This window comes from Methanobacterium sp. (assembly GCA_030017655.1).
Taxonomy (GTDB): Archaea; Methanobacteriota; Methanobacteria; order Methanobacteriales; family Methanobacteriaceae; genus Methanobacterium_D.
This window is the reverse complement of sequence record JASEIM010000023.1, coordinates 17,386-29,894: the sequence shown is the minus strand read 5'-3', so window position 1 is coordinate 29,894 and position 12,509 is coordinate 17,386. Positions and strand designations below refer to the sequence as shown.

The 12,509-nt window shown below is 37.2% G+C and carries 13 protein-coding genes; 7 read left to right on the top strand and 6 right to left on the bottom strand.

Annotated features, from left to right (window positions below):
• The first annotated feature begins 1 nt into the window (after position 1).
• The 3 genes from QMD61_09595 to QMD61_09585 all read left to right on the top strand — a co-directional run bounded on the left by QMD61_09595 (position 2) and on the right by QMD61_09585 (position 2,799).
• The gene (locus QMD61_09595; protein MDI6724883.1) at positions 2-904 is read left to right on the top strand and encodes an extracellular solute-binding protein; all 903 of its coding nucleotides are present in this window, start codon (positions 2-4) and stop codon (positions 902-904) included.
• Between the two features lie 105 nt (positions 905-1,009).
• Positions 1,010-1,699, top strand: coding sequence for an ABC transporter permease (locus QMD61_09590; protein MDI6724882.1), 690 nt, complete (start codon positions 1,010-1,012; stop codon positions 1,697-1,699).
• 38 nt (positions 1,700-1,737) lie between these two features.
• Entirely contained in the window at positions 1,738-2,799 is a 1,062-nt protein-coding gene (locus QMD61_09585; protein ID MDI6724881.1) for an ABC transporter ATP-binding protein, read from the top strand.
• 18 nt (positions 2,800-2,817) lie between these two features.
• Here the strand turns inward: QMD61_09585 and QMD61_09580 are convergent, their stop codons facing one another.
• The 3 genes from QMD61_09580 to QMD61_09570 form a co-directional block, all read right to left on the bottom strand.
• Entirely contained in the window at positions 2,818-3,597 is a 780-nt protein-coding gene (locus QMD61_09580; protein ID MDI6724880.1) for an ABC transporter ATP-binding protein, read from the bottom strand.
• A complete protein-coding gene (locus tag QMD61_09575) occupies positions 3,594-4,571 on the bottom strand; it encodes an iron ABC transporter permease (GenBank protein MDI6724879.1) in 978 nt (325 codons plus the stop codon). The genes QMD61_09580 and QMD61_09575 overlap by 4 nt, the downstream gene beginning before the upstream one ends.
• Positions 4,572-4,640: 69 nt before the next feature.
• The gene (locus QMD61_09570) at positions 4,641-5,711 is read right to left on the bottom strand and encodes an ABC transporter substrate-binding protein (GenBank protein ID MDI6724878.1); all 1,071 of its coding nucleotides are present in this window, start codon (positions 5,709-5,711) and stop codon (positions 4,641-4,643) included.
• Positions 5,712-6,041: 330 nt separating this feature from the next.
• Between QMD61_09570 and QMD61_09565 the strand changes: the two genes are divergently transcribed.
• The 4 genes from QMD61_09565 to QMD61_09550 are packed head-to-tail and all read left to right on the top strand — an operon-like array spanning position 6,042 to position 8,554.
• Complete coding sequence (locus tag QMD61_09565) at positions 6,042-6,842, top strand: hypothetical protein (GenBank protein ID MDI6724877.1); 801 nt, start codon at positions 6,042-6,044, stop codon at positions 6,840-6,842.
• Positions 6,843-6,873: 31 nt separating this feature from the next.
• Positions 6,874-7,527: a MotA/TolQ/ExbB proton channel family protein gene (locus QMD61_09560; protein ID MDI6724876.1), complete on the top strand. Its 654-nt coding sequence runs from the start codon at positions 6,874-6,876 to the stop codon at positions 7,525-7,527.
• Entirely contained in the window at positions 7,511-7,849 is a 339-nt protein-coding gene (locus QMD61_09555; GenBank protein MDI6724875.1) for a DUF2149 domain-containing protein, read from the top strand. The genes QMD61_09560 and QMD61_09555 overlap by 17 nt, the downstream gene beginning before the upstream one ends.
• A gap of 12 nt (positions 7,850-7,861) precedes the next feature.
• Positions 7,862-8,554 (top strand): ABC transporter substrate-binding protein, encoded by a 693-nt coding sequence (locus QMD61_09550; protein MDI6724874.1) that lies wholly within the window; start codon positions 7,862-7,864, stop codon positions 8,552-8,554.
• A 54-nt stretch (positions 8,555-8,608) separates the two neighbouring features.
• On the opposite strand, the gene QMD61_09545 is transcribed toward QMD61_09550, so the two are convergent.
• From QMD61_09545 to QMD61_09535, 3 genes are read right to left on the bottom strand one after another with little or no spacing between them, the layout of a single operon-like run.
• Positions 8,609-9,907, bottom strand: coding sequence for a formylmethanofuran dehydrogenase subunit B (locus QMD61_09545; GenBank protein ID MDI6724873.1), 1,299 nt, complete (start codon positions 9,905-9,907; stop codon positions 8,609-8,611).
• A 26-nt stretch (positions 9,908-9,933) separates the two neighbouring features.
• Positions 9,934-10,746: a formylmethanofuran dehydrogenase subunit C gene (locus QMD61_09540; protein ID MDI6724872.1), complete on the bottom strand. Its 813-nt coding sequence runs from the start codon at positions 10,744-10,746 to the stop codon at positions 9,934-9,936.
• A complete protein-coding gene (locus QMD61_09535) occupies positions 10,743-12,506 on the bottom strand; it encodes a formylmethanofuran dehydrogenase subunit A (protein MDI6724871.1) in 1,764 nt (587 codons plus the stop codon). The genes QMD61_09540 and QMD61_09535 overlap by 4 nt, the downstream gene beginning before the upstream one ends.
• Positions 12,507-12,509: the final 3 nt, after the last annotated feature.

Here is a 12,509-nt window from a genome sequence, read left to right as displayed (position 1 = left end):
AATCGCTATAATAATCATAGTAATTGCTGGAGTAGGTATTTATACTTATTCAGCAAGTAGTAGTCCAGATACATCCGTATTGCGTATTTCAACAACTACCAGTTTAGAAGACACTGGACTTTTAAAAGAAGTAGAAGCCGCTTTTGAGAAAAAGTATCCTGGCGTGGACGTACAGGTCGTATCAGGAGGTACAGGTATAGCCATACAGTACGGTGAAAAAGGGGACGTGGATCTTATGCTTGTGCACGATAAAAAACGCGAAGAAGCATTTGTTAAAGATGGTTTCGGTACAAACCGTACAGAATTTGCATACAACCATTTCTGGATTATAGGTCCTGCAGATGATCCTGCAGGAATTAAAGGATTGAATGCAACAGAAGCATTTAAAAAAATAGCTGAAGAAGGACAGGCAAATCCTGATCAGGTTAAATTTGTATCTCGTGGAGATGATTCAGGTACACACTCCAGAGAAAAGAAACTCTGGAATTCTTCAGGAGTTGGCTATGAAAATGTCACAAAATCAGGTTCATGGTATATAGAAAGTGGTAAAGGTATGGGAGACACCCTAGTAGTTGCAAATGAAAAAAATGCTTACACAATAACCGATTCAGGAACATTCCTTGCATTTACAAAAGAAGGAAAAATCGACCTCGTACCATTAATATCAACAGGTAAAGATCTTTTAAATATTTACACAGCAATACCAGTTAATCAGCAAAAACATCCAAAAACAAACACAGAAGCAGCAAACAATTTTGTAAACTTCCTGGTTTCCTCAGAAGGTCAGCAAATAATTGGTAATTATGGTAAAGACAAGTTTGGACAGTCATTATTTACCCCAATAATAACTAATCCAGTGCCAGCATTGATTACTCCCTTATTAAGCAATCCGGTCCCTGCATAATCAGGGCTTCTTAATTTTTTATTTTTAATTTTATTTAGATATTCAGAAACTTCTTATATTTCGACATGTAAATTATTTCAATAGTACACTCTTTTTGGTGATGAATTGAACGAAATCCTTGGAGCAATAGAACAGGCCATATATTTAATAACAACGCTTAATCCTGAAGTTATTGAAATAACAATAAGAAGTCTTTACATTTCACTATCAGCAACTTTATTAGCTTCATTAATAGCAATACCCCTTGGAGGAATAATATATTATTATGATTTTTTTGGTAAACGTACTTTAATTAATCTCATCCAAACACTTTACAGTGTGCCTACAGTCTTAGTTGGACTTTTTTTGTTCTTATTAATATCTCAACGAGGCCCATTAGCAGATCTAAACCTTCTTTTCACGCCAGAAGGTATGATTATAGGTCAGACATTATTAATTTTGCCTATTCTTATAGGTTTCACAATTACAGCCCTTGTAGGTGTTAGTAATCAGGTAAAAGAGCTGGCCATCTCACTTGGGGCCAGTGCATCCCAAACTATAATCACTATTATAAAAGAGGCACGGTATGCAATAATGGGTGCGGTTATACTTGGTTTTGGAAGGGCAATTTCTGAAGTAGGTGTAGCCATACTTATTGGTGGCAATATAAGAGGTTTTACAAGGGTTTTTACCACTACAATATCTCTTGAAACTTCTAAGGGTAATATAGAGCTTTCAATAGCTTTAGGAATAATATTGCTCGCAATTGCTCTCATAATAAATCTAATGTTAAACTATCTGCAGGGCAGAGAATAAAATAAAATTAATATACAGTTGTCAGTTAGGTGGAAATAATGCACATAGTAGAAATGGATAATGTCTACAAGAATTACGAGAATCTCCAGGTACTTAAAGATATAAACATGAAAATAGAAAAGGGAACAAGTACTGCACTTGTAGGGCCAACTGGCTCTGGTAAAACTGTTTTACTTAGATTAATTGATCTATTGGAAAAACCATCGTCAGGAACTGTGTATTTTGAGGGGCATGATGCAAACAAATCTACTAAAAGTCGTTTAGAAATAAGAAGGCAAATAGGGATGGTTTTTCAAAAGCCACTTGCCTTTAAAGCAAGTGTTTATGATAATATAGCTTTTGGTTTAAAAATTAGAGGAGACAAAAAAGATATTGAAACCAGAGTAAAAGAAACCATTGAAACCATTGGACTAAAGGGTTATGAAAATAGAAATGCCCTTAAATTATCTGGTGGTGAAACACAAAGACTGGCACTTGCAAGAGCAATGATTACAGATCCTAAATTGTTGCTACTGGATGAACCTACAGCAAACCTTGACCCTATATCTACTAAGAAAATGGAAGAATTAATCCTGAAAATTAACAGCGAATTTGAAACAACAATCCTAATGACCACCCATGACTTATTTCAAGGCAGGAAATTAGCAGATAGAATGGTTATAATGAGTAATGGAAAGATTTGTCAATCTGGATCTACTGATGAAATCTTTAAAACTCCAAAAAATAAATTTGTAGCTGATTTTGTGGGAATTGAAAATGTAATGGATGGAACAGTAGAAGAACATGAAAATGGAATGATTAGCATAGATACTGGCCAGATTACCGTGTTTGGAGTTAGTGATAAATCAGGAGAGGTGAATTTATGTATAAGACCTGATGAAATCACTGTGTCAATGGAAAAAATTGAAACAAGTGCAAGAAATGCTATTAAAGGCCATGTAAAAGAAATAATTGACACTGGATCCTTGATAAAACTCATAGTTGATGGCGGAGAATTATTTACTGTTTTCATTACCCGAAAATCTCTTGTTGATCTTCAAATAAATATTGGAACTCCAATCTGGATGCATTTCAAAGCATCTGCAGTTCATGTATTTTAAAAAATGAAATTCTGATTTCTATTTTATCTTTAATGGAACGCATGCCCTTCTATGATCCATATCTGCAATTTTTACCTTAATTCCATAGGCCTTTTCCATGTTTTCTTCGGTTATTACCTCATCCGGAGCGCCGATATCAATAAAATTTTTTCCTTTCATTATTGCCACTTTATTTGATGAAATAAAGGCATGATCAGGGAAATGAGAAGACATTATGACAGAAAGGCCATTTTTAGCTAATTTTTCAATAATATTAAGTGTACGTATTTGATTACCAAAATCGAGATGAGAAGTGGGTTCATCCAGAAGTAAAACGTCTGGTTCCTGTGTTAAGATCCTTGCAATAAAAACAAGCTGCTGTTCTCCTCCACTGATTTCAGTGTAAGGTTTATCTTTCATATGATAAATGTTAAGGGATTTTAAGGATTTTTTAGCGATTTTAATGTCTTTTTCGCTGGGAGAAGAAAATATATCCAGATGGGGTGCTCTTCCCATTAATACTACATCCAGCACACTAAATGAAAATGTGGAATTATGTATTTGAGGAATATGGCCTATATTTTTGGCTATTTCAGAGTGGTTAAGGGAATAAATATCTTTACCATTCAAGAGAACTTTTCCAGAACTTAATCTCATTAAACCATTTAAACATTTAATCAGAGTAGTTTTACCGGCACCATTTGCCCCTAAAATACAGAAAACATCTCCTTTTTCAACTGAAAAATTAATATCCTCAAAAATATTTTCGCTTCCGTTATAGGAGAAAGTTCCATTTATCATTTCCATTAAATGACTCATGACCACACCTCCTTGCTTTTCATAAGAAGATATAAGAAGAATGGAGCACCTATTATAGCAGTTAAGATTCCAAGGGGAATTTCAGTGGTTGTGATTGTTCTGGCAACATTATCTATTAATAAAAGGAAAAATGCACCTAAAATAATACTTGCAGGTAAAAGCACTTTATGATCAGGTCCAACTATCATTCTGGCTATATGGGGTATTACAAGCCCAATCCATCCAATAATACCACATATACTTACTGCTGAGGCAGTTACAATTGTACAGCAGATAATTATAATTGCCTGTAACCTTTTTGTATTCACTCCCAGCGTTTGGGCTTCCTCTTCACCCATAGAAAGGACATTTATCCTCCATCGTATCAATAAGAGAATTATTGTACCTATGGCTATCGGGATTCCCATTATAATTATATCCAGATTATTTACTGATGCCAGACTTCCCATAAGCCAGAATACAATGGTCTGCAGCTGTCCGTAGGGATCTGCGACATATTTAATCAGAGATAGCAGTGCTGAAAAGAATGATGCAACTGCAATTCCGCATAAAACCAGGGTAAGCATTGAAGTGCCTTTAAAAGTTCTCCCTAAAAAGTAGGTTAAACCAACAGCTATTATACCCCATGCAAAAGCCGAAAACTGTATCATAAACACGCTGGCTGAAAAAAGAATTGCAAAGGCTGCTCCAAATCCTGCACCGGCCGAAACACCCAATTTATCTGGAGAAACCAGCGGATTCTGGAACAATCCTTGAAAAGATGCCCCTGCAACTGATAAGGAGGCTCCAACCATCATTGCAGCAAGTATTCGGGGTAGTCTTATATCAAAAATGATGGTGTTAACTGCAGGAGATAAAGTGGAGTTTATTAAAGACAATTTAGATGCTATGGCCATTATAACTTCATTTGGAGATACTGGATACCTTCCAATAAGAAATGAGATGAAAAACAGGAGAATCAGCGGGATGATCATCAATGCAGTTATTGAAATCTCATGTGCCGCGATTTTTTCCCTGATTTTCGATTTAAACAATTCACTCACCTAAAATTCTTTTAGTCCTGAACAGCTCAATATATCTGTAACCTGTTCATCAGTCAAGTTATAATGGTAGAAGTTAGAATAAAACTCCTTTGTAAGCCCTTTTAAGTCCATATCCTTGAATTTATCAGGATAGAGTACTTTTGCAGTCCATGGAATGCCCATTATTGTATTAGCTCCCGGTGGACCTTCAAACCAGTTATAAGGTGATTGAGGCACTAAATACACTTCTTTATTTTTAACTGCGTTTATTGTCTGCCACTGGGGGTTTGAATACACAGTTTTGTAAAACTGCTGATTACTGGTAATGATTACATCAGGATTCCATTTTATAATTAATTCCATGGATACTGCTACACCACCCTTTTTTATTGGGACTTGAACAGCGTTAACTCCTCCACAGATGTCAATCAGGTTTGTATGCTGGGCGCCTGCAGCATATGATTTTAAACCATCTGGATCCTGTGCATAGTAAACCTTTTTCTTTTCATTTTCTGGAATGGTTGCCACTGTACTATTAACCTGATTTAAAATTCTATTGTAGTAATCTATTAATTCCTCTGCTTTATTCGATTCCCCGAGTATATTGCCTAAAAATTTAATTGAGGGAACTATGCTGGTTAAATTATTATCTCCTTCCACATCTAGAGCCGGAATATGGCCAAATTTTTGCTGTATTTTATTAACGTCTTCTACAGTTCCACCATGGCCAATCAAGATAATATCAGGATTTGATGAGATTATAGATTCATAATTAGCGTCTTTTTTCCCCCCACCGTAAACTGGAAGATTTTTATACTTAGCAGACATATAAACATTTTCCTCTTTGGATCTTTGAGCATCCCAACCCACCATTTTATCAGGCGCAAGCATGTAAAGCTGCACTGTAGATGAAGAACTAAGAGAGTAAACTCTATTAACTTCTGCGGGCATGTCGACAGTTCTTCCTATCATGTCTGTAATTTGATTATTTGAAATGGAACCAGCCCCTTGATATGCCATATACGTTCCAATTAAAGCAATAACTACTATGATTGCAATTGCAATGATTATTAGTGTCTTTTGATTATTCATGTAACCCCTCGATATATTTCAGATAAAATATTGTTTGCGATACGAGTTAATAAACATATTGTGATCTTACTTTATTTTCTATATTTCTATTTAATATCAATTAAATGTCATTAATGAAATATCGATACGTATATATATGCATTAATTATAATAAGAATCACTTTATATAACCAGGTACTTCATAATACCAATTAAAAGCCAAGTGTTACATAATAAATTGAATTAAACCTAGGAATTATCACAAATAGGCAATTTATAGCCTTTTTTTGGGATTATACCATATTATACGAGATATACTAAAAAACTATGAAATTTAAGGAGGGGAATAAAATGAAAAATAAAATGATATATTCAATAATGTTGATGTTATTCATGGTTCTTTCTACAGCAGGAGCAATTTCTGCTGTAGATCCACTTACATTAACTGTGACATTTGATAAAAAAACAGCTGATGTAGGTGATAATGTTACAGTGACAATAGTTCAAAAAAATAATGGAATTTACGATAGCTTTAAAAATTTAAAGCTTTTAGTTACAATTAAAGGTAATGGTATAGAGTTAGATAAAAGCGCTTATCTATTAAATCCATCAGGCTCCGGTGGAAATAATAACTTCACTGCAGCTACCGGAATATGGCAGTCTCAAAACCTTAAAAAAGGTTCAAGCGGAGGAGGAATGAAAACATTAATTATTTATATCACAATACCCTCAGAATTGGAAGGAAAAACTATAACTGCTAATGCACACTACATCTCTGTTAATCCAGACCCTGTAATTGATGGTATGACTTTTACAGCACCTGAAGATGTTTCAGATACATTAACCGTTAAAAAGAATACTACTGGAACTGGTAATAGCACCGGAACCGGCAATACAACCAGCATAACAAATACTAAAAGCACTAAGAAAAAAACAAATCTCACTAACGCACTTAAAAACGTGACAAAGTCACAAGGGGGAATCGAATCCATCCAAAGCTTAAACCCGCCAGCACAGGGAAACTCCTATGAGATTACCAATGCAACCACATCCCGTTCCTCAGATGATGGAAAAACAATTTATGCCATTTTGGGTGGATTAATAATAGTAATTCTTATTGTGGTTGGTTACTTTAAAGGATTAATAGGTTAAAATACCCTATTTCTTTATTATTGGTGGTTCAATGGCGGCAGAATTAATCAATGGAGCATTAAGTGATATATTACATGCAATTTCACAGGGTCTTCTAATTCCAGTAATTATTGGTCTTTTACTCTTTATGGGATATGCCATCATTACATTTGGAAGTCTTTTATACGAATTCTATCACAGAAACAAAATTAACGTTAAGCAAATTGAAGCTATGATACTATCTGTATCAAATCCCGGCACCTCTGAAGAAATAATAAGGATGGTAGAATCCAGTGACTTATCCCGAGAACATAAAAATATTCTTATAGACTTGGCAAACAGCCATAAAATAGGTCCAACATCCAGAGAAGCATTAACCCGGAAGTTAATTGAAAATGAAGAGCTTAAAGCAGCTAAACGCATTGAAAAAACCGATATTGTAACCAGATTAGGGCCTACATTAGGCCTTATGGGTACCTTAATCCCTATGGGTCCGGGATTAGCCGCTTTAGGTGCTGGTGACATACAAGGGCTTGCTGATGCAATAATAATAGCATTTGATACTACAGTTGTAGGGCTTGCTGCTGGAGGAGTCGCATATGTGATTTCAAAGGTTCGAAGAAGATGGTATGAGGAGCAGATATCTAATTTAGAAGCTCTTGCAGAATCTGTTCTTGAGGTGATGAAAAATGCTCCGAAAACATAAACGCAGATTATTTAATGATGCAAGCGATGAAGATCCCATGGCTGGTTCAGCAAACCTGGTAGATGCAATGCTGGTTCTCTCTGTGGGCTTCCTTATTTTTCTTGTTTTATCATGGAACATGCAAAATGTTCTTTTCAATGATATGACGCCCCAGGAACGTCAGGAAACTATGCAAGCCATGAAACAGGTTGCAGAAGTTCAGATGGGTAAAGAAATTAATGAAACTCCTTTAACATCTTCTGGAACAGGAGAGGGCTATACTGAAATGGGAACAGTTTATAAAGACCCAAAAACAGGAAAATTGATAATGGTTCAAAATTAGCAGAGGCTTAAAATGATTTATGTATGCGTTGACGATACTGATAACTTAAACTCACGTGGTACAGGAAGACTTGCCCGTGCTATTGCAGCAGAACTATCTAAAAAATATACAGTGCTTGGCGTAACAAGGCATCAACTTTATGTACATCCAGATATCCCATTTACATCCCATAATAGCTGTGCAGTTATTCATGTGGAAAGTGATGATAAAGAACAGATCGATACTATTTTTGAGATCGCTAAAAAGGAAATATATGATGATTTTATTGAAGGAAGCGATCCAGGGCTTTCAGTGGCTCATGAAAGCCAGATTTTACCGTCACTCATTGCATATGCTAAAGATGCAAAAGATACTGTTTTAACCCAGGAAAAGGCAAGAACTCTGGCAAAAAATTTGAATATTCGCCTTGAAGGCCTTGGCGGAACAGAAGATGGAGTTATAGGATCTATGGCGGGGCTTGGATTAGCTTTCGCCGGGAATGACGGTAGATTTTTGCTTAAAGATGATATCAGAGAGCTATTAGGACCTCAGCCTGTTGAAAAATTGATTGAAGCAGGTATTGATGCAATATATACTCTTGACGGCCGGTTAGTAACTGAGGGTGTAGTATTTAATGATGAAAATAAGTCTGTGAAGCCATGTCCCATTAATGGGAAATGTATTCTTTTTGTTGATGAAAAAATGAATGCAATTAAGCGAAATTGAATTAATATTGAATTTTAAAAAAAATAGAAATTTTAAGCCCAAATGGGCTTAAATTTATTTAGATGCGTGTATTTCTTTTACTTTATCTCTAATTCTTTCAAGAATCTGTTTATCGGTTAAAAGGTCTGAATCAACGACTTTTCTCATCCTTATAGGCACACCTTCCATCCTATATGCAGTTCCTTCAGCTTCCATACCTATAATAGCTGGTGGAATTATTATATCAGCCATTTCAGTGGTTGGAGTCCTGTGAGGTTCAATTGCAATAACAGGAATCTCTGCCATTCTCTTAAGCGCATTTTGCGGGAAGTGAGCACCAGGGTCTGATGCAATTACCATCATTGCGTCGGCTTCCTTGTTTTGAAGCAGGTCGTTAGCTCCTGTTTCACCAGGATTGTATCTTGGTTCACCTGTTGAGAAATCAACACAGTATGGGTATCCACTTTCCCATGTACATACCTGGTTGAATCCTGTTACGTTGTAGTGGCCTCTCATTGGAATTAGAGTCCATTTTGAGTAGTCATTTAATTCCTGAGTTAAACATATAGCAGTGTCTATGTTCCTGTGTTTTCCTCGGCTGTGGGTTATACCCATTCCGAAGAAGAGGATACCAAACTGAGCGTTTTTAAGAACGTCGGCTACTTCGTATATCTGTTCTCTTGGAATTCCTGCTACTTCATCGTATAAGATATCCTTACCACGTACTACAGTTCTTATAGCATCTACAAGTTCATAATCCTTGTCGAAATCTAACTGTAAGTGTATATCAGCTAATTTTGCTGAATCTGACTTTCTTGGGTCTACTACAATAAGTGTTCTGTCTGCTCTTCCTCTTTCCCTGAAGAAACCTCTTGAAAAAACATTTCTTGAAAGGTGTCTTGGGTGTGCGTGCATTGGGTTACATCCCCAATATACTACTACATCAGCACGGTTTTTAACTTCCCCAAATGTACATATTGGGTATCCAACGTCTTGAAGAGCAAGTACTGATGGTCCGTGGCATACAGATGCTGTGTTATCGATTACAGCACCGGTTTCTTCAGCAAGTTCTACACCTACTGCCTGTGCATCACAGTCTGTACAGCTCCATCCGTACATTAATGGCCTTTTTGAATCTGCAAGTACATGAGCAGCTTTTTCTATTGCATCATCGTAAGTTGTTTCTACAAATTCGCCATCTTGCCTTATCATTGGCTTTTTCCATCTCATTGCACCTTCAGCGTGCACAAATTTAGAGTGTCCGATCCTACATGCGTTTATAGTGCCTACAATTTCGTTATCTTCTACTTTACAGACGATATCGTCACATAAGGTTCCGCAAAATGGACACACAACATTTTTAACTAGTTCCACAACTATTCCTCCTGTATCCGGTAATCTTAAGGAGCGATATGCGCATTTCCTTTAGTTGCGGCGTATATGATTCCGCCTGCTCCTTTAGTTGCATTATCTCCTTTAAATTTGAAGAAATTACCTTCAAATGTTTCTCCATCGACTTCTATGCCTTTTTCAACTCCAAGGAATTCGAACCCTGGTAGGAATTCATCGATTACTCCTTTAACTATGATGGTACCGCCCTTCATCTCTCCGCCGGTTCTGGCTATAACGTTACCTTCAATAATCAATGTTCCGCCATTCATGTGTACTCCAGGCATGATTCTGACATCACCTTTGACTATGAGCTTTCCTCCGAGCATGTATTCAGCTATTTCGTTGCCTGCATTACCGTAAACTGTGAGTACTCCTCCACTCATTCCTCTCCAGTCACCACGGTATGATGAACCTACGTAATCTCCGGCGTCACCCATTATAGTGAGTTCTCCACCTTTCATGTCTCTTCCTGCCCATGGGCCTGCGTTTCCTTCAACAGTGATTTTTCCACCGTTCATTTCGGAACCGACGTACATGCTGGTGTCACCTTTGATGATAATTTCGCCAGCAGTCATGCCGTGTCCTATTCTCTTGGTGTTGCTTACATCTCCATCGATTATTATTTTGATATCTGATGCATCATCTGATGGTTCACCTTCTACATCAAAGAAGTCAGATAGAGTTACTTGTTTGTTACCATGCCAGATTTCTATATTTTTGATTTCATCAATGTTTTTACCTGCAAATGCGTCAGGACTTATGTTTTCTGCCTCCAGAGGTACTTGAGGCTGTTCTTTTGGTTTTAATATTATTTCGCTCATTTAGATGCACCTTCAGCAGCTGGTTCTTTTCCTGAAATTTCTTCAGGTACTGAATCTCCAAGTAGTGGTACAGATCTTGGGATATAATCTTCCTGTACTGGATAATTTTCGAAGTTGACTGAATAGTATTGTTTGAACCATTTTTCCACATCGACCAATACTTCCTGTTCTACTTCAGGTTTGAATTGGGTATTTATCCAGTAAGTTCTTCCATAAAGGTCTGGTTTAACCATAGTACCATCTAAGACCACAATTTCTCCATCTTTAAGCACGTAAGCAGCGTTTGAAAATGCTTTTTCAACCGCCATATATTCTGCAGATAGATCCTGTGTTTCTGGGTTGATATCATATACTGCGATATCAGCATCTGCGCCAACTCCAAGATGTCCCTTGGTATCACTTAAACCGAGCACTTTAGCTGAAGTGGCTCTTGTAACCTGAGCTATTTCGTATAATGAGTATTCACGGTCTAATGTGGCTACAGTTGTCTTGGTCTGTGCCCATTTGTGGAGTTCATTTTCAATTAAGTTCATTCTGTACTTGTTACTCATTAACCATGCCATAACTCTTGGATATCTGGTGAATGGTCCTGCATTAGGACTGTCTGTGGTTAGACATATCTTGGTTGGGTCTTTTATTTCAAGGAACAGTTCCATACCTACTCCCCATTGAGATGCTGGAACAGGAGCTTTAGCTGCGTATATAAATGGAACTACACCAGAACCGGTTTCCATTTCAACATCACAGTTAGCCCATTTAAGACCGTTTAATGAGTGTAAATCATATTCCATTGGACCGTCTGCTGTCATTGTGGTTGTTTCATCAAGAGTTACTTGACCTATGTCTACAACGAGGTGATCACTTTTGTTTATGTAGTCTGCAACTTTAGGGGCTGCGGATACGAAGTCTCTCCAGTTAGTTCCCCCGTAGCAGTGGAACTGAACGTGTGTTGCATACAGGATTTTGTCCCTGTCTCCGTATTTTGGTTTTGGTACTATGTTTTTAGGCACATCAAATGATGCAATTGTTGTTTCATAGTTTCCTGGATGCCCCAGGTCGTTACAGTGTAAGTGTATTGCATGTGGAAGTCCAAGCATTTCGTTTACTTCAGCAAGTCCTTTTATTATGTCTGCACCTGTCACATCAAAGTATGGTACCGGGTCGTTGATTCCGTGTACATTTCCTCCCCATGCCCATGCTTCTGTACCTGCAGGGTTCACAATTTTTATTGCGTATCCTTTTGTGGCTCTTAACAGCCATGCAGCGTATGCTGCAGTTTTATCTAAGTCTCCTTCTTTTAGATATTTCATTACGAACCAGTTGTTACCGAATAATGGGTAAGCAGCATGGTCGATAATTGGCATGTCGTGGAATTCTTCATGGGTGTGTCTTGCAAGTAAAGGTGGCATTGCTGCTTCCATTGCTGTTGTATAACCCATTTGAGCATATCTGTAACCTGTCATGAATGTTGATGGGACTGAGAAACCACTACCGGCCCTCATACCTCCTCCTCTTGCCATGACATCTCTTTTACTGTCTTCTGGCCGGTACATTCTTCCAACGTTTACTTTTGCACCAGCTATGTGTGTGTGAGGATCAACCCCACCAGCCATTACAATTTTTCCAGAAGCGTCTATAACTTCTGCGTCATTTGCGACGCTTTCCACTATTTTACCATCCTCTATACAGATGTCCATCTTCTCTCCGTCGATGTTATTTAGTGGATCATAAACCATTCCGTTTTTTATTATCTTTTGCATGAA

Excerpts from the sequence above, each read along its gene's own strand:
- QMD61_09560 (MDI6724876.1), top strand. The coding sequence starts at position 6,874 with ATGGCGGCAGAATTAATCAATGGAGCATTAAGTGATATATTACATGCA.
- QMD61_09575 (MDI6724879.1), bottom strand. The coding sequence starts at position 4,571 with ATGATCATCCCGCTGATTCTCCTGTTTTTCATCTCATTTCTTATTGGA.
- QMD61_09535 (MDI6724871.1), bottom strand. The coding sequence starts at position 12,506 with ATGCAAAAGATAATAAAAAACGGAATGGTTTATGATCCACTAAATAAC.
- QMD61_09555 (MDI6724875.1), top strand. The coding sequence starts at position 7,511 with ATGCTCCGAAAACATAAACGCAGATTATTTAATGATGCAAGCGATGAA.
- QMD61_09540 (MDI6724872.1), bottom strand. The coding sequence starts at position 10,746 with ATGAGCGAAATAATATTAAAACCAAAAGAACAGCCTCAAGTACCTCTG.
- QMD61_09550 (MDI6724874.1), top strand. The coding sequence starts at position 7,862 with ATGATTTATGTATGCGTTGACGATACTGATAACTTAAACTCACGTGGT.
- QMD61_09585 (MDI6724881.1), top strand. The coding sequence starts at position 1,738 with ATGCACATAGTAGAAATGGATAATGTCTACAAGAATTACGAGAATCTC.
- QMD61_09565 (MDI6724877.1), top strand. The coding sequence starts at position 6,042 with ATGAAAAATAAAATGATATATTCAATAATGTTGATGTTATTCATGGTT.
- QMD61_09570 (MDI6724878.1), bottom strand. The coding sequence starts at position 5,711 with ATGAATAATCAAAAGACACTAATAATCATTGCAATTGCAATCATAGTA.
- QMD61_09580 (MDI6724880.1), bottom strand. The coding sequence starts at position 3,597 with ATGAGTCATTTAATGGAAATGATAAATGGAACTTTCTCCTATAACGGA.